Consider the following 18,355-nt stretch of genomic DNA (forward strand, 5'->3'; position numbering starts at 1 on the left):
CGTCAGAGTTTATAGACTGATCCAGTTACTCAGCATTTTATGGTCAACCCAGCCTTTATCAAGTGCTGTGCCTTCAATTTGAGTGAAAGGCTGTGACGGCTCGCCCAAATCGGATAAAACGGCGACTGCGCCACTGAAATTTTGCAAGCGGGTGTAGCCGCTGACCGTGATAAGCGTGGGAAGATGTGCAGCCAGTGCCGACTTTAACCCGTTTTCCGAATCTTCGACGGCGATGCACTGTTGCGCGCTTAATGCGAGTTGATCGAGCACCCAATGGTAAATATCCGGTGCCGGTTTTTTCAGCGGTACGATGTCGCCGGCGCCGATGACGTCGAACCAACCAATTGATTCCTCGCCCAATGTCGATTTAAGCAGCGCAGTAACATTTTCCATGGTCGTCGTGGTTGCGATGGCAATCTTTATTTTTTCCCGGCGCAATTCATCAATCAACCGGGCGACACCGGGCCGCAGCGGAATGCTTCCGGCTTCCATCAAGGATTCGAAGTGCTTGGTTTTGGTTTTGTGCAAACTGGCGATCCATTCTTTGAGATCATTTCGATTCAGTTCCGCAGGTTTGTACTTTTCCAGGTAAAAACGAATACGCTCTTTTCCTCCGGTGATTTGCAACAGCTCGCCATAAAGATCGATATCCCAATTCCAGTCGAGATCGAACTGTTTGAACGCGGCATTGAACGCAAGACGATGGCCGTCTTGTTCCGTATCGGCCAGAGTGCCGTCGACATCAAACAGTACAGCTTGTAATTTGTGATTTGTATTCATTGTATTGATTAAGGTAAGGGTTGATTCAATGATAGCTCGCGCGTTGCAAGCGATCGGTAATGGCTAACCAGTCGGGATGATCGGGCGGCGCTTCAACGAGCAGATAATCAAGCGCGACCTGATCGAATTGGCGCAATCTGGCATACAGTTGCTGACCATATGCGACAGGATCGGCTGGCATGATGAATTGTTCGATAGATTCGCTCAAAGCAGACCGTGAGCAGTTGCTATCCGACCACGTGATGACCAGGATGCGCAAACCTTGTTCCGCCAGGATTGACGCGTGCCGCCAAAGTTCCGCCGCTGGATATATCCGCAACGGTGTTACCGGCGCATAATGCGCGGGTAATGAACCGGAAACACGAATCATCTGTGGGCGATGGTGCGGCAATAGCACCGGGCTTTGCAAAACGGCTTCGATCGCAGCGGATGTAATTCCTCCCGGCCGCAGTATCTGGGGTATTTCGTCGTGAAAGCTTAGGATGGTGCTTTCCAGACCGACTTGACACGCGCCGCCATCCAGAATCATATCGACTTCCGCACCCAATTCTTGTTGCACATGAGCTGCCGCAGTCGGGCTGATGCGACCGAAGCGGTTGGCCGATGGCGCTGCCAGGGCTTTTTCCGGACCCAATGCCTGCAGCAGGGCCAGCGCGACGGGATGCGCCGGCATGCGCAGCCCTACCGTGTCCTGCCCGCCTGTGACGCAATCGGGAATGCGCGGACTGCGCGGCAAAATCAGTGTCAAAGGTCCGGGCCAAAAATGCCGGGCGAGTTTCCAGGCGGATTCCGGTATCGCTTGCGCCCAATGATGCAAATCGGAAATGGCGCCGATATGCACGATCAACGGATGATCGGCCGGGCGGTGTTTTATCCGGTAGATCTTATGAATGGCGGAGGGATTGCTAACATCGGCGCCGAGACCATACACGGTCTCGGTGGGAAAAGCTACGGTACCGCCCGAGCATAATATCTGCGCGGCGGCAGCGATTTGTTTCCGCTGCCCGGGTGTTAATACGGCTTGCTGGGGTGTTGCCGATGTTTTTTTCATTATTGCAATCAACAGGATAATTCCGTTATGTCATATCAGTCTTGCGATGCGTTGTCGTGCCAGTCGTAACCGAGCATGCCTTGCATCAAGCGCACGATATAAAAGCTTAGCCAGTTCACGATATAGTTGTTGCGCCACGAAAATATACTTCCATTTGCCGCTGTGACCGGCATTGATTCCTGTGCAATCGCCGTTTTTAAACTGGTTCGTAATGCCGTGGCAAAGGGATGATCTTTTATCATGATATTGGCTTCGCGCGCCAGCAGCAGACTGAAAGGATCGATATTCGAGGAGCCTACCGTGGCCCAATACTGATCGATGACAGCGACTTTTGCGTGCAGATAACTGCGATTATATTCGTAAATTTTTATGCCCGCTTTCAGCAGATTCTCGTATAGCGCTTGCGTGGCATGGTATTGCAAGCGGTATTCGATTTTACCTTGCAGCAAAAGTTCGACTTGCACGCCGCGCCGCGCCGCATTTTTCAGCGCGTTGCTGAATGTTCTTCCCGGCAGGAAATAGGCATTGGCAATGATGATTTCGCTATGTGCCTGGTTGATGGCATCCAGATAAGCATGTTCGATGTCGTGACGGTGGCGCCAGTTATCGCGTATCACCAACGCAGCGCTTTGCTCTCCGCATGGTGTGCTCGGTGGGGTTATCGCGTCAGGATGAACCCAGCGCTTTTTAAAATGCGCCCATGCGACTACCGTCCATAAATGCTTTGCGGTTTTATGAATTGACGCAAGTAAGGGACCCTGGATCACGACAGCGTAGTCGAAGCGCGGGATCAGATTTTCCGGATTGTGCTGATCGTCAATGATATTGATTCCGCCGATAAAAGCGGTTTGTGCATCGATCACAACTAATTTGCGGTGCATGCGGCGCAAGCGGTAGCGCCGCGGTTTGGAAAAAATGAATTCCGGTCTGAAGATCAGCACCTTGATGCCAGCTTGCAGCATCCGCTGTATTTCTTCCCGGGGAAGGTCTTGCGAACCGAAACCATCGAGCAGCAGGTATACCGATACGCCGCGTTGTGCTGCGCGCATTAATGCCGCGGCGATTTTTCTGCCGATCGCGTCGTATTCAAAAATATAGGTTTCCAGGTGGATTTCAACTTGCGCGCCATCGATGGCGGCTTCCAATTCCGGGAAATATTGCGCGCCATTTTGCAACAGGGTGATTCGGTTGTTGTTTACAAAATGGAAATTCCTCATGTGCCGGGTGGGAACAACACCGGGATAATAAGCGCCAGCGCCCAATGGCTGGAGCGGCAAAAATCGTGCCGCATGTCCAACCGATTGCTCGCTGGATTTTCCGGCGCGCGCTGCGTTATGTCACTCACTTCGAGATTTGCAGCATTCTATCCAGCGCGACTCTCGCCAGCTTGGCTTCATGCCCGGGGACTTTGATCTGATTCACGACATTGCCGTTGACCAGATTTTCCAGCGCCCAAGCCAGATGTTGCGGATCAATCCGTGCCATGGTCGAGCACATGCACACCATCGGCGACATGAATTGAACAATTTTATCTTGCGCTTTGAATTCTTCGGCGATGCGGCTGACCAGATTCAATTCGGTGCCGACCAGCCAGCGTGTGCCGCTTTCTGCGGCCGCAATGGTTTTTATGATGTATTCCGTCGAACCGACATAATCCGATGTTTTACAGACTTCAAAGCTGCACTCCGGATGCGAAATGACAATGCCGTCGGGGTGCTGGTTGCGGAAACGGATAATATGCTGCGGTTGGAACATTTGATGCACCGAGCAATGCCCCTTCCACAATAAAATCTTGGCTTTTTTGACTTGTTCCGCTGTCAATCCGCCCATGGGTTCGTCAAAATTCCAAACCGCCATTTCATCCAACGGAATACCCAACTGATGCCCGCTCCAGCGACCCAGGTGCTGATCGGGGAAAAACAGCACTTTTTCGCGCCGCTGGAATGCCCATTGCAAAACTTTGCCGGCATTGCTGGAGGTGCATACGATGCCTTCATGCTCGCCGCAAAAGGCTTTGAGATCCGCTGCGGAATTGATGTACGTGACGGGCGTAATCACCTCGTCGGGATTCAGTATGTCCGCAAGTTCACGCCAGGCACGCTCGACATTGGCGAGATTGGCCATATCGGCCATCGAACAACCGGCTGCCATATCCGGCAGGATTGCAATTTGCTGCGAACTGGACAGCATATCCGCAACTTCCGCCATAAAGTGAACGCCGCAGAAAACCAGATAATCGGCATCCGTTTGCGCCGCAAGGTAAGAAAGCTTTAAAGAGTCACCGGTCAAATCGGCGTGACGGTATACATCGGCGCGTTGATAATGGTGCGCCAGGATGACGGCGCGTTTTCCCAGCGCTTTTTTGGCGGCGATGATGCGTTGTGCGCACACCTCGTCCTGTAATTGATCATAGTGTTCAAATTCAAAGGCTTGTTGATGCATTGCGGTTCATTGCTTCCAATTTGTTGATCGAATGATGCACATTACTCTACATCAAAATATAGATTCAAGCTGGAATTTAAAGATCCGGCATTGGAATCGATTCGTAAAATGACAATTAGTGTTCTGTTATAATTCATAAAAATGGATATTCAAAGCGGCAGGGGCCGTGAATTCCAGATTTCTGTGATTAAAGAAACGAGTCATATTTTCCCATGAGCGGTCGTCCCTATCTCAAATCTCCTTTGATTCTTTTGGTCTTGTTGCTCGCATTGACGTTTTGGCTTGATCGTTTGACCCGCCCGCTGAATCAGAACAAAGGCGACGATCTGAATCGTAATCCGGACTATATCGTGGAAGATTTATCCGGTATCCGCGTGGATTACGAGCGCGAAATCGAGCGGAAATTTACCGCGGAAAAGCTATTTTATTATCTTGATGAGAAGGTGACGGAATTGGAGCATGTCAATTTCACCAATACGGAGCCGGAAAAGCCGCTGATGCGCTTGTCAGCTGACCGGGCTGTGGTGAAAAGTAAAGGGCAGGATATTTATTTAATGGGCAATGTAACTGCTGTCAGAGGGGCGGATGGGGAAAAAGGCAAGATTACGTTAATGACACACTTCTTGCATCTTATCCCGGATGAGAGTTTGATTAAAACGGATCAGCCGGTAACCATTTCAAGATTTAATACCACGATTAATGCGAATGGGTTGGAATTCAATAACCGTACCGGGATGATACAGCTTTTATCCAATGTCAAAGCCGTCAATAAAAAGTGATTGAATAAAAATATGAAGATATTATTTGCTATTGGTTTTTGTTGGTTGTTTTTCGTCCAATCCGCCGCGGCTGAACGCGGTGACCGTGAGAAACCGATTCACCTGGAAGCCGATCGCGCCACGGTGGAAGATGTGAATCGTAAAGAAGGCAGCCGGATCAGCACCTTCACCGGAAATGTCGTGCTGACTCAGGGCACGATGCGCATACTGGCGGACAAATTGGTGATGAAGGAGGATTTGCAGGGATTCCGGCATGCCACGGCTACGGGAGACTTGGTCAGTTTCCGCCAGAAACGCGATCGTATGGATGAATACGTGGAAGGGTGGAGCGAGCGGGCGGAATACGACAGCAAAACAGACAAGATTGAATTATTCCGCCAGGCGCGGCTAAAGCGCGGCTCCGATGAAGTGCAGGGCGATTATATTTCCTACGACATGACCACTGAATTTTTCAAGGTTATCGGCAGCAAAGAACGTGGCGTTGAAACGGGACCTGACAAACGGGTGCGCATCACCATTCAACCTAAAAACAAATCTGAATGACGCATTGGCTATTGAAAAACGAAAGTGATTCTAAAAAATGAGTGAATTAAAGGCGAACAATTTAAAAAAGCGCTATAAGTCACGGACGGTGGTGCAGGATGTCTCTTTCTCACTGAGCAGCGGTGAAGTGATCGGTTTATTGGGACCGAACGGTGCCGGAAAAACTACCTGCTTTTATATGATCGTCGGTCTGGTGCCGTTGGATGGCGGCGGGATTTATTTGAACGATCAGGATTTGGGGCAGCTGGCGATTCACCAAAGAGCCAGGCTCGGACTGAGTTATCTGCCGCAAGAAGCATCCATTTTCCGGCGTATGAGCGTCGAAGAAAATATTCTGGCGGTACTGGAACTGCAGAATTTTGATGAAGACACGAAACAGCGGCATTTAGATGACTTATTACACGATTTGCACATCAGCCATCTACGCGATAATTCCGCTATCAGCCTGTCGGGAGGTGAACGCCGCCGCGTTGAAATAGCGCGCGCATTGGCATCGCAACCGCGCTTTATTTTACTGGACGAACCTTTTGCAGGCGTTGATCCGATTGCTGTCATCGATATTCAAAGAGTGATTGCCTTTCTTAAGGAACGGGAAATCGGCGTACTCATTACCGATCATAATGTGCGCGAGACTTTGGGAATCTGTGACAGGGCTTATATCATCAGCGAAGGCCACGTACTGGCCCAAGGTAAACCTGAAGAGATTATCGATAATGAAAAAGTTAGGGAAGTTTATCTGGGAGAACATTTCCGCTTGTAATGGGATGGAGCAATTGCAGTTGAATCGATTGTCGACAGCGGTTTTTTCAGCATCATGAAGCCGACACTGCAATTAAAGATATCGCAACAACTCAAGCTTACGCCGCAATTGCAGCAATCCATCCGGCTATTGCAGTTATCCACGCTTGAGCTTAATCAGGAAATTGAAAGAATAGTGCAAGAGAATCCATTGCTGGAATTGCACGAGGAATGGAATGCGCCAGCGGCTGACGATTCCTACGAGCACGCGCAACCGGCTGCGGAATCAGCGGATGTTGACGGTCCTCCTGTAGCAGAAGAAGTTTCCGAAGCTAAAACGGAACAGGAAGACAGTTTTGCGCCTGACGCCGAGTGGCAACAGGAAGGTATTTCTTACGGCACTCCTGAAGATGATGACATGGAAGCGCCGCAGATACCGGATCGGCCGTTAAGTCTGCGAGAGCACCTGAATTTCCAAGTTTGCCTGAGTCAGCTTTCCGAATGTGAGAAAACGATCGTCGGTCTGCTCATCGATAGTCTGGACGATGATGGTTATTTATTGCAGGATTTGGACGAACTGACGGCACTGGTGCCACCGGAAATGAATGTTTGTTCGGATGATTTTCAAAGTGCGCTGCAGCATTTGCAACGTTTTGATCCACCCGGCGTAGGTGCGCGCAATTTGCAGGAATGTCTGGTATTGCAGTTACAGGCGATGCCTGGCAACGTCGATCACCGCGAGCAAGCGATTAAAGTGGTGCAGGAATATCTGGAAATTCTGGCATCGCATGATTTCGGTCAAATTAAAAAGTTACTGGCATGCGACGATCAAAGTTTGCGGGCTATCAACAAACTGATTACCGGTTTAAATCCCAAGCCGGGCGCTCAGTTTGATTCTCATAGCGAACGCTATATTGTTCCCGATATCACTGTAACTAAGAGAGGAGGTGTGTGGGTGGCGAATCTGAATATGAGCGCGATACCGCGCCTCAATATTAACCAGCTCTATGCTAACATACTCAGACAAGAGCATCGTTCGGCGCATCAGCTGGTCGGTCAGCTGAATGAGGCCAAGTGGCTGATAAAAAATATTGAACAACGTTCCAGTACCATTTTGCGGGTGGCCAGTGCCATCGTAGAGCGGCAGCAGCAATTTTTTGAACACGGAGACGTTGCGATGCGTCCGCTGGTGCTGCGTGAGATTGCGGAAACGTTGGATCTGCATGAATCGACAGTCTCTCGGGTAACAACACAAAAATTTATGTATACTCCGCGGGGTATTTTTGAACTGAAATATTTTTTTGGCAGCCATGTTGCCACGGATACCGGAGGAGCCTGTTCGGCTACGGCGATTCGTGCGCTGATCAAGCAATTGGTACAGGAAGAGAATCCAAAGAAGCCACTGAGCGATAATAAAATTTCAACTATTCTTGAGCAACAAGGAATTGTTGTTGCCCGTCGAACCATAGCGAAGTACCGGGAATCGTTACAGATCCCGGCAGCAAATCTTCGCAAGTCATTTTAACCAGATTAGAGGAAGGATAATGAACTTAAAACTTACCGGTAACCATGTAGAGATTACGGATGCCATGCGTGATTATGTCACTTCAAAGATCAGTAAGATCACCCGTCATTTTGACCATGTCATTGATGTCAGTGTCATTTTATCGGTAGAAAAGCTGAAACAAAAAGCGGAAGCGAATGTTCATATACGCGGTAAAGATATTTTTGTCGAAACCGACAGTGAAGATATGTATGCCTCTATCGATAGCCTGGTAGACAAACTGGATCGGCAAATTCTTAAACACAAGGAAAAAAATCTTGAGCGGCGCAATCATGGTGCGTTGAAAGATCAAGAACTCGAGTAATAGAATGTTGCGGCATCATGCTTTGCGCATGATGGGCATCATTATCGTTCAAACGAAATCATTCCATTTTCCATGAATCAAATTTCGCAATTGCTGCCATTATCCAATGTCATTGTCGACCTGGATGTGAGCAGCAAAAAACGTGTTTTCGAACAAGCCGGACTGTTGTTCGAAAATACCAATCAAATTGCACGCAGCCAGGTTTTTGACAGCCTGTTTGCGCGCGAGAAACTGGGTTCAACCGGCTTAGGGCAGGGTGTCGCTATTCCGCATGGCAGGATTAAAGGGTTGCGCGAAGCAATTGCCGCATTGGTGACGATGAAAGAAGCGATACCGTTCGATGCGCCGGACGGCCAACCGGTTAATATCGCCTGTATTTTGCTGGTTCCGGAAAAAGCTACCGACAAGCACTTGCAGATCTTAAGCGAACTGGCGCAAATGTTCAGTGATAAGCAATTTCGTGACAGCATCCTGAAATGCAAGGATGCGGCAGAAATTCATAAGCTCATTACGGATTGGGAACCGAATGTCGCGAATTAGTATTGCACAGCTCTTTGAGGATAAGAAAGACAAACTCAAACTGACCTGGATAACCGGCCAGGCTGGCGGCAATATCGAACTCAGTGACGAGGAAATAGCGCAATCGGGCCAGGGCATGATCGGCCATTTGAATTTCATTCATCCGGATTGGATTCAAGTCATCAGCAGCGATGAGATTCATTATTTGAACAAACTGGATGCCGCTGCGCTGGAGAAAAAGATCAATCAGCTGACGCAGATCAATCTGGCCTGCATCATCGTCGCGGATAATGCCGAAGTTCCCCCGCCAATCTATAACATGGCAAGCACATGCAATATTCCTTTGCTGCATTCACCTTATCCCGGACTGGAAGTAATCTGGCTGATCCGCACCTATCTGAGCACCGCGCTGGCACCTTCGTGCAGCTTGCATGGCGTGCTTTTGGATGTGCTCGGCATGGGGGTGATGATAACCGGCGAAAGCGGGGTCGGTAAAAGCGAATTGGCGCTGGAACTGATCAGCCGCGGGCATGGTTTGGTTGCCGATGACGTGGTGGAGTTGCGGCGTATCGCACCGGAAACTCTGGAAGGCCGCTGTCCACCGATGCTGCGGGATTATCTGGAAGTGCGCGGTCTGGGCATGCTGAACATCCGCACAATTTTCGGTGAAACGGCGGTGCGGCGGCGCAAGAATATGAAATTGATCGTGCATTTGCAAAATAGCGGCGGATCAAGTTCAGGTCAATTGGAACGGCTACCGATCAGCGATTTGACTGAGAATATTATAAATGTCGATATCCGCAAAGTCGTCATTCCCGTGGCAGCCGGGCGCAATCTGGCGGTTCTGGTGGAGGCGGCGGTGCGCAATTATGTATTGCAATTGCGCGGGATAGACGGCACGAAGGAATTTATCGAGCGCCACGAGCGCGAAATGAATAACGAATCGGCTGACAGGAATTGATTCAGATTCAGATCGGCTCCGGTTCGTTTACTTTTCTCGTTTTTCCGGGGGTGACTGCCTAAGTCATACGGTCCCTATGAATCATCCGCATACAATTACCTTAGCATTCACCGGCGCATCCGGTATGCCGTACGGCATTCGTTTGCTGGAGATGCTGTTGCAGGAAGGCCAGCAAGTCTATTTGCTGTATTCAAAAGTGGCACAAGTGGTTGCGCAGCAGGAAATGAATCTGGCGTTGCCATCCAGTGCCAAGGAAGCGGAAGCTTTTTTTAGGCAGCGCTATCAGGTGCCGGACGGGCAGTTACGAGTATTCGGGCGCGAGGAATGGTTTGCCCCGGTTGCTTCCGGTTCCAATCCCGGCGATGCGATGGTGATCTGTCCCTGTACCATGGGGACCTTGGCTGCGGTAGCCGCAGGCATGAGTCAGAATTTGATCGAGCGCGCTGCGGATGTCATGTTAAAGGAAAACCGCCCGCTCATTATCGTGCCGCGGGAAATGCCGTTTTCCGCCATTCACCTGGAAAACATGCTCAAACTGGCGCGCAGCGGCGCGGTCATTTTGCCGGCCAATCCCGGTTTTTATCATCATCCGCAAACGGTGCAGGATTTGGTGGATTTCGTGGTGGCGCGCATCCTCGATCATTTGGGTGTCAAACATAACCTGATTGCCCGCTGGGGTGAGGAAAACTGACGCGTGCTTTATTGATGCTCGTTATTGGGAAGTGTTTTGTAGCGCTGATGCCGGTGTAAGTTGGTGATCTTTGGTACGAAAGATTCCTGCTTCGGTTACCACATAATGCATCGAGATATCGTGTGCTTGCGGACGAATGCTATCGAGCCGTTGCAGTTCGAACGCTACGCCGATGGTGAGCGGTTGATGCTCATAGGTTGCCAGCGTGCGGTCGTAGTAACCGCTGCCGTAACCCAGCCGGTAACCGTGACGATCAAAACCGACCATCGGGATAATCACCGCATCGAGCCGGACAATCCTGGTATCTACTGGAACCGGAATATCATAAGCGCCGTTTTTAACCGGCGTATCCGGCGACCATTCCCGGAAGTGCAGCGGTTCATCCTTCCCGGTCACTTCCGGTAATGCTAATGTCGTGCCGCACTGCAAGAAATGCTGAGCGATTGGGCGCGGATCGTATTCGCCACGGAATGGCCAGTAAATCCCGATGATCATGCGTTGCGGCTGCGGGAAGCCTTGTTTGAGGAAATCGGTAATTGCCTGGCTCCATTGCTGGTGGATTTCTGCCGCTATGGCTTCACGAGCGGCGATGAGCTGCTTGCGCTGATTTCTTTTCCATTCCGGTACATTGTCCATGATTTTTGATTTAAGCGTTGCGGCCAGCGTAGCCAGACAAGAAGTTTTGTTTTAATAATTTTCTAACCGGCGCCGGAATGCCTTGTTCAAGCGCATCGGTGGGACTGATCCAGATAAATCCGGGTTTTGTACTGCCGGCATCCGAGGTAACATGAAACAAGCGCGGATGAATACGCAATTTGAAATGGGTGAATTGATGATCGAACGCAGGTAATTCGAGTGGCGGATTCACTTGGATTCCCAATTGGTGTTGGCAGTAATGTGTAGCATCGATGCTGGTTGCAATTTCCGGGGGGCACCATAATTCTCCCCAAATACCCGGGGAAGATCTTTTCTGCAAGAGCAATTTCTGCTGCTGCATCAGCAGTAAAAACACGGCTTCTTTTTGCGGCAGCGGCTTGCGTGGCTTGGCGCTCGGTAATTGATCGATGCGTTGTTCTTGAAATGCAACGCACTGTGACTGCAGCGGGCAGATCTCGCATCGCGGGGTTTTGCGTATACAAACTGTGGCACCCAGATCCATCAGAGCCTGGGTATAGGTTTCAATCGCACCATTGCGGTAGTCAATGGGCAGGGATTCTTCGGCTTTCTTCCATAAGCGGTTTTGAATTTTCATTTCCCCGGGATAGCCGCTGATAGCAAAAAAGCGTGCGAATATCCGCTTCACATTACCATCCAGAATCGCTTCACGCTGGCCGAAAGCAAAAACTGCAATAGCAGCGGCCGTGGATCGCCCGATTCCGGGCAATTGCTGAATGGTTGCGCGCGTAGCGGGAAATTGCCCATGATGATCTTGCATAATCTGCCGGGCAGCCTGATGCAGATTGCGCGCGCGGGAATAGTAGCCGAGGCCGCTCCATAAAGCCAACACCGTATCCTGTGGCGCTTGCGCCAGACTTTTGATAGTCGGAAATGTCTGCATAAAGCGGGTGTAATAAGGAATAACCGTATTGACCTGCGTTTGTTGCAGCATGATTTCGGATAACCAGATGGCATAGGGATCGCAGCTCTGCTGCCAGGGCAGGTGATGACGGCCATGCTCGTGGTGCCAGTGGATTAGCCGGGATGCTATGTACGGCATAGTAATGCTGCTTGAGGATTCAAATGTGTCGGGACGGATCAGCTGATGAGACTGTCATAAATAATACGCCACGCTAACGCTTTGCGTAAGGTTTACGGAAAAATGACTTCGCTGAATCTGGCATTGGGTGTCAGCACTTCCATTTTGGCGAGCCGGGTTAATTCGACTTGCTGCTGTGTGCCGTTATCGATCACCAGACACTCGTGTTTCTCAGGGGAATTGACAATATCAATAGCTTTTCCTTCGATTATCTGATTATTTTTCAAGATAAGTCTGAGCTTGTAGCCGTACATGCAAGCAACTTCCACAAAATCATGTAGATCGCATGAAATTGCATCTTGAGTCATAGTTGTCGATCCTTTTGCTGATGATATGAAGGCATAATATACACGATACTAAAGCTGCAAGAGCAAATTATGGAAATTCTGAAAATGCTGGGTTTATTTATCGCGACTGCACTGGCTGAAATAATCGGTTGTTATTTGCCGTATCTTTGGCTGAAAGAAGGCAAATCGTTCTGGCTGCTTCTGCCGGCTGCAGTCAGTCTGGTGGTATTTGTTTGGTTGCTGACGTTCCATCCGCAAGCGGCCGGTCGTGTTTATGCGGCGTATGGTGGCGTTTATATTTGTGTGGCGCTGATGTGGTTATGGGCGGTGGATGCTATTCGCCCGGCAATAACTGACTGGATTGGGGTAGGTATTTGTTTGATCGGGGTGATTGTTATTATGTACGGAAGACAGTTTGATCGGTATTTATAGCAACACTGCATTGTGTATCCGGTATCCGGTGACTATAAGTTGTTCGGCAGGTTATTTGATTTTTCTCATTTGTTCCTGCTTGATGATGTAACGTTGAATCATCGATTCCATGCTGGTCACCAGCTCAATAAATTGACACCCTGCGCGCATGCAATTTTGTCCGTTGCGCAAAGTGATTTCATAAGTATTTTTTACCTGAATCATAACAGTGATGCTGCCTATATCGGGAAGGACAATTTTGCAGTCGTTATAGACCATGCCTGGATCAAAATTAATAATCGGGTGTTGATCGATCACAGCAATTCCGCCGCAACTGATGTCGAGTAATGCCACTTCGGCTTTGGTGGATGTACCCTTTTCAGGAATCGGGATGATGCATTTAAGCGGTTTGGCGATTGGAGTGGTAATGCGGAAATGGTTTCTTCTCTGTATTCGCAGCAGTGATTCGGGGATATTCACAGCGAAGACATCACGGCCACCATACTGAATTTTTCTGATTCGATCGCAGACGAATTCTATTTTTACTCTATTTTGTGTGGTTACAAAGACCAATTCTTTGGAGTGCAGTGCTTTTTGGCAATGCTTATCATTGATTCCGTAATCAATCACCATTTCTTTTTTATCAGCATCAATGGCGATTATTGAGGTTAAAATGAAATCGCTGGCATAATCGGGATAGAGTGTGATTAATGAATTGGTTTGCATAATCCCGCGAAGAATAAAAAGAATATCAATTTCAGAATGGATGCGGAAATTTTCGCTGGTTTCTTCTTGGGAAAATTGAGTAGGCGTTAATACGCTCATTGCTTCGGCAATTTGATTAGGTGTTTGCAACATTATTTACTCTCCAGAATTTTTTGTGTAATCCTTTTATCAAGATCGTTTCTTGTGGCTAAGGATGTTTTGCCTTGTTCCAATCTGTAAAGCCATGCTAATAATTCCGCTATCACCACATAAAGCTGCGGTGGAATGCGATCATCAAGGTCGACTTGCATCAATAATGCAACCAGTTCACTGGATTCATGAACATAGATTCCCGCTTCTTTGGCACGTTTAACAATCTCTTGAGCGATGAGGCCACGGCCTTTGGCGACCACTTTGGGGGCAATTTGCCCCTCACGGTAAGCGAGTGCAACGGCGTTTTGGTATGACTCATTCGCTGCCATCATGCTTGACTTCCACTGCTTGGATATTTAGCCCGGCAGATTGCATACCGCAAGTGAGCGGTAGTTGATTGCTCTGCAATAAGCTGACGGTTTCCGATCGTGCAGCATTCAGTTTAATGTTAATGCCATTCGCATTTAGCGCTATGCTAGCGGTAATATCGCCGAGTTCCGGCATCGATAAACGAAGCCGTGTGCGCCACTGCGTGGCAGGACCGGATTCATTTTCCTTCGTTGCATTTTCTTGCGATTCTTCATAAATATCCCACTCCATTGGTTGCCCTTGCCAAGCTTCACCGCGCCAGAGCAGGTGACCCGTTTCCAAAGTTGTCAGTTGTTGCTGCACCAATGGAATTGTTTGAGCATGCACCGGCATTTCCGGAGTTAACGGAGTTGTTACAGCCGCTTTGGTGACAGATAAATCAGCCGTTACCAACATTAACTTTCCTTGCGGTTCTTGTTGCAGATTTCCAATTGTGTTTTCTCCATTAATCCATTGCGCCTGATGTGATTCATAGAATAATCCACTTTGAACAATTGCTTTCTGTAATAAACCGGGTAAATCGGTGCTATTTGTCGGTGCACCGCTTAGGATGGGAGTTGCGCTGGTGAGTGAGTGTGTGAGAGAAGCATTTGGTACGTTTCCCCCGGTTTGTTTTAACGCATCTTGTATCAGAGCACCCAAGAAACGACCGGTGGTACTAATGGATGTATTGTCAATTTCAGTATCCAACGGTGCTACATTTAGGGTTTGAAACTCAATCGTTGGTTCATTGGAAACGAAAACGAGCTCCAGTTTGTTACCCGGTTGAAGATTTTCAGGCAAGCGCATTTGCAATTGCTTGCCTGCAACCGATACCAGAGAATCTCCATTAAGCAAACGGGTTTCAACTAGTGCTTGATACTTCTGACCCTGCACAAAATCGGCAGATGAGATTTGTGAATCGAGAATCGCCGTTACCGGCGTAACGGCTGCAACTGGCTTGATTTGAGTTGAAATTGTGGCTACATCAGTTTTAACTATAGTTGGAATCACGACAACTTGTCTTCAAGCGATATGCTAATTGAGAGAAAAAGGAGCACATGGTCTCGTTTTTGCGGGGCGCCTATACATTATTGATAGGTTGGTATGCCAACTCAAGGTTGCGTGTGCGGCTGCTTATGTTCAGCATATCCTGCAGTTTCAGCATCCACGGTTCTGTGATTGCCCTGATTTGAGCATCATCAGCCAATATTTGATGGATGATTTTTACTTTCTTTTGAAGTAATTCTTTGTCTAATATCGGCTCTTGATCATTCTGAATGAGCGATTCGGTCAGCTGCCTGCATTCGTTTTCCAGTTGTATTAATTGATCCCACTCGTTATTTTGGGCCGCAGCCAGCATTTTTCCGGTGGTCGCTAAAATAGCGTCGTAAGTTTCCAGTGTCTGTGCACTATTCATTTATCTTTATACCCTTTTCTGTATTACAAATGTTGAACTAGATTGCAGCTGCATTTATTGCAGTTTGAGTTTCACTGGATTGTCCAATTTCTTTCCAGGCATCATGTAGTTCGGTTAATAATTTATTGACTTCATTGATGATCTCAAGGTTATTCTGAATATTGGCGACCAGTAGCCGATGTGTCATGTAATCGTAGAGTGCTTGAAGCTTTACTGCTAAATCACCACCGGCATTCATATCCAAGCTTGCTTTGAGACCATGATCAATGATCATAATAGCTTTTGAGATCATTTGACCCTTCTCAGCAATTTCATTATGTTGTATGTGCATTCTGGCTTTTGCTAATGCTTCCTGCGCACCTTCAAATAACATTAGGATAAGTTTGTGTGGATTGGCTGATTCGATACCTGTTTCAATGCCTACACGTTGATAGGCAGATATGGTGTTATTCATAGGGGTATACATTTATATTCCTTTTTTATTGCAAAGAGCATTCTTTAATAATATTTATTAGAGCTTGGATAGTTGCTGCGTCAGGAAAGTGCTGGTTTGAGTCATGCTTGCCATTGTTGTATCCAATGCCGTGAATTGCGCGCGTATCCGTTTCTCTGTATCGGCAAGCCGTTGATTCAAAGCATCCCTTTGCGATCCTATATCTTTGATCGATGAATTTATGCCATCTATGCGACTATCAATCAGGTGACCATCCAACATGTCACCTACCAATTTATTTAATTTTGCTGCAAAGCCATGCGCAAAATCTATTTCGCCTCTAGCGCCCGTGCTGCCTCCGGTTACATTGAGAACGAGTCCGCTGCTGTCTGCAGTACCGGTTAATGTTTGACCGGAACCTGTTGCAGCAATGCCATTGATTGTGCCCGCTACGTCTACTCCTGCGGTTTCAACGGGAGTGCCGAATAAATCCGATTTACCACTTCCCCCGGTGATCGATACGATTGAAGCGGAACCATAGCGGTTCGAAGCGATAGCCAATTTTCCTGCAGACTCGCTAACTGCAACTTTAATTCCAGCGGAAGAAAATGCTGAAGCGCCATTAATCTTCGATTGAATTTCAGCGGCTAGAGATGTTGCTGTATAGGTGCCTGCCGCCAGTGTTATATTGGCATTTGTACCATCGACAGTAAGACTTAACGAATCATTGACTCCAGTGTTGATAGTCAATGCAGCAGCCGTATTGCCTATGGCAGTACCTTGAGTTGCAATGCGGCTGATATTCAGTGAATACTTTCCATTGACTGTATCGGATGTAGCACTGGTAAATGATACGAGACTGTCGCTGGTTTTTCCAACAGAGGCGAATAATGTTGAGACATCTTTAGTGGGATCGTACAGCGCACTAGATAACTTAGATGAATCAAATTGCAATGTTCCATCTGATTGGAAGGAGATACCCACTTCCGATAATAAACTTAAGCCTCCACCTGCTGTAGTCAATGGATCGGAGATCGCACTGCGTATCTGTGTCTGAATTGATCGAACCGTTGAATCTCCGGTCAGGATAGATGCTTTTTTAGTTGCTGCATCATATTTTGAGAGATTAACGATAGTGGTATTTAAATCATTGAAGGCCTTTACAAATGATGATACGGCGCTTTGAGCACCTGTGGCGTCGCGCGATACGTTTAGGGTGGTTGTAGTACCTGGGTTTGCTTTTAATAAATTTAACGTAACGCCCTCAAGGGCATCTGTGATGTTGTTTGATGTTTTGCTAACTGAAATGCCGTCGATAACTAGTGTGGCATTGCTAGCGGCTACAGTTTGTGACAGGTTGGTCGTTCCGCCGGTCGATGCGTCATAAACAAGTTGAGAAAGCCCTGCATTATCGGTATTGTTTCCATCGTCATCGGATGCAGTTATTTTTAGTGCGTTACTCAAGCCGGTATCTTGAGAAGCAATTACCAAGCGATTGCCTGTGCCATCGTTGACTATGCTGGCAGATACGCCTGCATTGGCTTGATTGATTGCGTCACGGATACCGGATAGCGATGAATTGCCTGGAGATATAGTAATAGACTGTGCCGCTTTATCCGGATTGAGTGTGAACGTGCCGCCATTATATGTACCAAATTGTATGGTTAAAGTACCGCTACCAATTGCTGTGCTTGTGGTTGCAAAGCTTGCAGATTTTAGCTTCTGTGATTGTGCGAGTGTTTGAATCTCTACAGAGTGACTGCCAGCTATTGCACTTGAGGTTGCGCTTGCGTTAGCTAGCGTGTTATCAGCAAAATTTGCCGATACAGCGTTAAATTTTGCTGGATCGGATAATGCAGAAAGGCTACTTTGAAATGAGGATAACGCCCCTTTTAGGGTACCAAAAGCGGTTAGCCGGGTCTGCTGTGTTGCTTCTTTAGTATCCAGGTCTGTCAGCGGTTGGCTTTCCACCTTCATGAGTTGACTGACAATGCCATTGACATCTAAACCTGATCCTATTCCTGGGGATGAAAGCATTTTTAGACCCTATCCATATTATGATATTAATTATGCCTTGCCGTTGAATAACAATCCTTGGACCTTGTCCAATGTGCGAGCTATTTCAACAGCTTCTTCGGACGGGATCTGCCGAATGACTTCTTCAGTGTGTACGTCCATTACTTTGATAATTGTTTTGCCAGTATCTTCGTCAATTGAGAATCGCAAATTGTGAGCCAAATTGTCTACAGTACCTTGAATTTTCTGAACAGCTTGGTTAATTTGTTCTTCGGACTGTGGGTTGCTATTTACTTTAGATTCTACGGTTGAAACAGGCGGAAGCGCAGTGTCCGAATTAGGTGCTGATACTTTTCTTGCACTTGGTGATGATGGCGAAGATGCTGGGAGCGCTCCGATCGCATTTAATTGGTTGATGGTCATTTTTGTAACTCCTTAAATAAGGCTGAAAAGA

23 protein-coding genes are annotated in these 18,355 nt (G+C 47.9%); 9 read left to right on the top strand and 14 right to left on the bottom strand.

Features of this window, described 5'->3' with window-relative positions; genetic code table 11:
* Nucleotides 1-9: 9 nt before the first annotated feature.
* From HRU78_02970 to nadA, 4 genes are all read right to left on the bottom strand, one after another.
* Nucleotides 10-780: an HAD family hydrolase gene (locus HRU78_02970; GenBank protein ID QOJ22739.1), complete on the bottom strand. Its 771-nt coding sequence runs from the start codon at nt 778-780 to the stop codon at nt 10-12.
* Between the two features lie 25 nt (nt 781-805).
* Nucleotides 806-1,831 (bottom strand): threonylcarbamoyl-AMP synthase, encoded by a 1,026-nt coding sequence (locus HRU78_02975; protein ID QOJ22740.1) that lies wholly within the window; start codon nt 1,829-1,831, stop codon nt 806-808.
* 35 nt (nt 1,832-1,866) lie between these two features.
* The gene (gene clsB / locus HRU78_02980; GenBank protein QOJ22741.1) at nt 1,867-3,048 is read right to left on the bottom strand and encodes a cardiolipin synthase ClsB; all 1,182 of its coding nucleotides are present in this window, start codon (nt 3,046-3,048) and stop codon (nt 1,867-1,869) included.
* Nucleotides 3,049-3,172: 124 nt separating this feature from the next.
* The gene (nadA, locus tag HRU78_02985; GenBank protein ID QOJ22742.1) at nt 3,173-4,273 is read right to left on the bottom strand and encodes a quinolinate synthase NadA; all 1,101 of its coding nucleotides are present in this window, start codon (nt 4,271-4,273) and stop codon (nt 3,173-3,175) included.
* 212 nt (nt 4,274-4,485) lie between these two features.
* On the opposite strand from nadA, the gene lptC reads away from it, so the two are divergent.
* From lptC to HRU78_03025, 8 genes are all read left to right on the top strand, one after another.
* Complete coding sequence (gene lptC / locus HRU78_02990; GenBank protein QOJ22743.1) at nt 4,486-5,052, top strand: LPS export ABC transporter periplasmic protein LptC; 567 nt, start codon at nt 4,486-4,488, stop codon at nt 5,050-5,052.
* A gap of 12 nt (nt 5,053-5,064) precedes the next feature.
* The gene (gene lptA / locus HRU78_02995) at nt 5,065-5,595 is read left to right on the top strand and encodes a lipopolysaccharide transport periplasmic protein LptA (GenBank protein QOJ22744.1); all 531 of its coding nucleotides are present in this window, start codon (nt 5,065-5,067) and stop codon (nt 5,593-5,595) included.
* A gap of 37 nt (nt 5,596-5,632) precedes the next feature.
* Nucleotides 5,633-6,355: an LPS export ABC transporter ATP-binding protein gene (gene lptB / locus HRU78_03000; GenBank protein ID QOJ22745.1), complete on the top strand. Its 723-nt coding sequence runs from the start codon at nt 5,633-5,635 to the stop codon at nt 6,353-6,355.
* A 54-nt stretch (nt 6,356-6,409) separates the two neighbouring features.
* Complete coding sequence (locus HRU78_03005) at nt 6,410-7,858, top strand: RNA polymerase factor sigma-54 (protein ID QOJ22746.1); 1,449 nt, start codon at nt 6,410-6,412, stop codon at nt 7,856-7,858.
* Between the two features lie 19 nt (nt 7,859-7,877).
* Complete coding sequence (gene raiA / locus HRU78_03010; protein QOJ22747.1) at nt 7,878-8,201, top strand: ribosome-associated translation inhibitor RaiA; 324 nt, start codon at nt 7,878-7,880, stop codon at nt 8,199-8,201.
* A 72-nt stretch (nt 8,202-8,273) separates the two neighbouring features.
* Nucleotides 8,274-8,741, top strand: coding sequence for a PTS sugar transporter subunit IIA (locus HRU78_03015; GenBank protein QOJ22748.1), 468 nt, complete (start codon nt 8,274-8,276; stop codon nt 8,739-8,741).
* Nucleotides 8,728-9,681 carry an HPr kinase/phosphorylase gene (locus tag HRU78_03020; GenBank protein ID QOJ22749.1) on the top strand — a complete coding sequence of 318 codons (954 nt, stop codon included), beginning with the start codon at nt 8,728-8,730 and terminating at the stop codon, nt 9,679-9,681. Before HRU78_03015 ends, HRU78_03020 begins: the two co-directional genes overlap by 14 nt.
* A gap of 76 nt (nt 9,682-9,757) precedes the next feature.
* Nucleotides 9,758-10,372, top strand: coding sequence for a UbiX family flavin prenyltransferase (locus HRU78_03025; GenBank protein QOJ22750.1), 615 nt, complete (start codon nt 9,758-9,760; stop codon nt 10,370-10,372).
* A gap of 21 nt (nt 10,373-10,393) precedes the next feature.
* On the opposite strand, the gene HRU78_03030 is transcribed toward HRU78_03025, so the two are convergent.
* The 3 genes from HRU78_03030 to HRU78_03040 all read right to left on the bottom strand — a co-directional run bounded on the left by HRU78_03030 (nt 10,394) and on the right by HRU78_03040 (nt 12,436).
* Nucleotides 10,394-11,008 carry a 5-formyltetrahydrofolate cyclo-ligase gene (locus HRU78_03030; protein QOJ22751.1) on the bottom strand — a complete coding sequence of 205 codons (615 nt, stop codon included), beginning with the start codon at nt 11,006-11,008 and terminating at the stop codon, nt 10,394-10,396.
* Between the two features lie 10 nt (nt 11,009-11,018).
* Nucleotides 11,019-12,089, bottom strand: a complete 1,071-nt coding sequence (gene mutY / locus HRU78_03035) for an A/G-specific adenine glycosylase (GenBank protein ID QOJ22752.1) — start codon at nt 12,087-12,089, stop codon at nt 11,019-11,021.
* Nucleotides 12,090-12,181: 92 nt separating this feature from the next.
* Nucleotides 12,182-12,436 carry a Rho-binding antiterminator gene (locus tag HRU78_03040; protein ID QOJ22753.1) on the bottom strand — a complete coding sequence of 85 codons (255 nt, stop codon included), beginning with the start codon at nt 12,434-12,436 and terminating at the stop codon, nt 12,182-12,184.
* 69 nt (nt 12,437-12,505) lie between these two features.
* On the opposite strand from HRU78_03040, the gene HRU78_03045 reads away from it, so the two are divergent.
* Nucleotides 12,506-12,847, top strand: coding sequence for a YnfA family protein (locus HRU78_03045; protein QOJ22754.1), 342 nt, complete (start codon nt 12,506-12,508; stop codon nt 12,845-12,847).
* Between the two features lie 51 nt (nt 12,848-12,898).
* Here the strand turns inward: HRU78_03045 and HRU78_03050 are convergent, their stop codons facing one another.
* From HRU78_03050 to HRU78_03080, 7 genes are all read right to left on the bottom strand, one after another.
* Entirely contained in the window at nt 12,899-13,684 is a 786-nt protein-coding gene (locus tag HRU78_03050; GenBank protein ID QOJ22755.1) for a flagellar brake protein, read from the bottom strand.
* Nucleotides 13,684-14,013, bottom strand: coding sequence for an EscU/YscU/HrcU family type III secretion system export apparatus switch protein (locus HRU78_03055; protein ID QOJ24889.1), 330 nt, complete (start codon nt 14,011-14,013; stop codon nt 13,684-13,686). The genes HRU78_03050 and HRU78_03055 overlap by 1 nt, the downstream gene beginning before the upstream one ends.
* A complete protein-coding gene (locus tag HRU78_03060) occupies nt 14,000-15,046 on the bottom strand; it encodes a flagellar hook-length control protein FliK (GenBank protein QOJ22756.1) in 1,047 nt (348 codons plus the stop codon). Before HRU78_03060 ends, HRU78_03055 begins: the two co-directional genes overlap by 14 nt.
* A 70-nt stretch (nt 15,047-15,116) precedes the next feature.
* On the bottom strand, nt 15,117-15,452 hold the full coding sequence (locus tag HRU78_03065; GenBank protein ID QOJ22757.1) for a flagellar protein FliT: 336 nt from the start codon (nt 15,450-15,452) through the stop codon (nt 15,117-15,119).
* Between the two features lie 37 nt (nt 15,453-15,489).
* The gene (gene fliS / locus HRU78_03070; protein QOJ22758.1) at nt 15,490-15,918 is read right to left on the bottom strand and encodes a flagellar export chaperone FliS; all 429 of its coding nucleotides are present in this window, start codon (nt 15,916-15,918) and stop codon (nt 15,490-15,492) included.
* Nucleotides 15,919-15,963: 45 nt separating this feature from the next.
* Nucleotides 15,964-17,922, bottom strand: a complete 1,959-nt coding sequence (fliD, locus tag HRU78_03075; protein QOJ22759.1) for a flagellar filament capping protein FliD — start codon at nt 17,920-17,922, stop codon at nt 15,964-15,966.
* A 30-nt stretch (nt 17,923-17,952) separates the two neighbouring features.
* A complete protein-coding gene (locus HRU78_03080; protein QOJ22760.1) occupies nt 17,953-18,324 on the bottom strand; it encodes a flagellar protein FlaG in 372 nt (123 codons plus the stop codon).
* Nucleotides 18,325-18,355: the final 31 nt, after the last annotated feature.

This window comes from Gammaproteobacteria bacterium (assembly GCA_015709635.1).
Classification (GTDB): domain Bacteria; phylum Pseudomonadota; class Gammaproteobacteria; order Burkholderiales; family Nitrosomonadaceae; genus Nitrosomonas.

Excerpts from the sequence above, each read along its gene's own strand:
- lptB (QOJ22745.1), top strand. The coding sequence starts at position 5,633 with ATGAGTGAATTAAAGGCGAACAATTTAAAAAAGCGCTATAAGTCACGG.
- HRU78_02970 (QOJ22739.1), bottom strand. The coding sequence starts at position 780 with ATGAATACAAATCACAAATTACAAGCTGTACTGTTTGATGTCGACGGC.
- clsB (QOJ22741.1), bottom strand. The coding sequence starts at position 3,048 with ATGAGGAATTTCCATTTTGTAAACAACAACCGAATCACCCTGTTGCAA.
- fliD (QOJ22759.1), bottom strand. The coding sequence starts at position 17,922 with ATGCTTTCATCCCCAGGAATAGGATCAGGTTTAGATGTCAATGGCATT.
- HRU78_03005 (QOJ22746.1), top strand. The coding sequence starts at position 6,410 with ATGAAGCCGACACTGCAATTAAAGATATCGCAACAACTCAAGCTTACG.
- HRU78_03030 (QOJ22751.1), bottom strand. The coding sequence starts at position 11,008 with ATGGACAATGTACCGGAATGGAAAAGAAATCAGCGCAAGCAGCTCATC.
- raiA (QOJ22747.1), top strand. The coding sequence starts at position 7,878 with ATGAACTTAAAACTTACCGGTAACCATGTAGAGATTACGGATGCCATG.
- nadA (QOJ22742.1), bottom strand. The coding sequence starts at position 4,273 with ATGCATCAACAAGCCTTTGAATTTGAACACTATGATCAATTACAGGAC.
- HRU78_03050 (QOJ22755.1), bottom strand. The coding sequence starts at position 13,684 with ATGTTGCAAACACCTAATCAAATTGCCGAAGCAATGAGCGTATTAACG.
- fliS (QOJ22758.1), bottom strand. The coding sequence starts at position 15,918 with ATGTATACCCCTATGAATAACACCATATCTGCCTATCAACGTGTAGGC.
- HRU78_03045 (QOJ22754.1), top strand. The coding sequence starts at position 12,506 with ATGGAAATTCTGAAAATGCTGGGTTTATTTATCGCGACTGCACTGGCT.
- HRU78_03020 (QOJ22749.1), top strand. The coding sequence starts at position 8,728 with ATGTCGCGAATTAGTATTGCACAGCTCTTTGAGGATAAGAAAGACAAA.
- HRU78_03065 (QOJ22757.1), bottom strand. The coding sequence starts at position 15,452 with ATGAATAGTGCACAGACACTGGAAACTTACGACGCTATTTTAGCGACC.
- HRU78_03025 (QOJ22750.1), top strand. The coding sequence starts at position 9,758 with ATGAATCATCCGCATACAATTACCTTAGCATTCACCGGCGCATCCGGT.
- HRU78_03080 (QOJ22760.1), bottom strand. The coding sequence starts at position 18,324 with ATGACCATCAACCAATTAAATGCGATCGGAGCGCTCCCAGCATCTTCG.
- lptA (QOJ22744.1), top strand. The coding sequence starts at position 5,065 with ATGAAGATATTATTTGCTATTGGTTTTTGTTGGTTGTTTTTCGTCCAA.
- HRU78_02975 (QOJ22740.1), bottom strand. The coding sequence starts at position 1,831 with ATGAAAAAAACATCGGCAACACCCCAGCAAGCCGTATTAACACCCGGG.
- HRU78_03040 (QOJ22753.1), bottom strand. The coding sequence starts at position 12,436 with ATGACTCAAGATGCAATTTCATGCGATCTACATGATTTTGTGGAAGTT.
- HRU78_03055 (QOJ24889.1), bottom strand. The coding sequence starts at position 14,013 with ATGGCAGCGAATGAGTCATACCAAAACGCCGTTGCACTCGCTTACCGT.
- HRU78_03015 (QOJ22748.1), top strand. The coding sequence starts at position 8,274 with ATGAATCAAATTTCGCAATTGCTGCCATTATCCAATGTCATTGTCGAC.
- mutY (QOJ22752.1), bottom strand. The coding sequence starts at position 12,089 with ATGCCGTACATAGCATCCCGGCTAATCCACTGGCACCACGAGCATGGC.
- lptC (QOJ22743.1), top strand. The coding sequence starts at position 4,486 with ATGAGCGGTCGTCCCTATCTCAAATCTCCTTTGATTCTTTTGGTCTTG.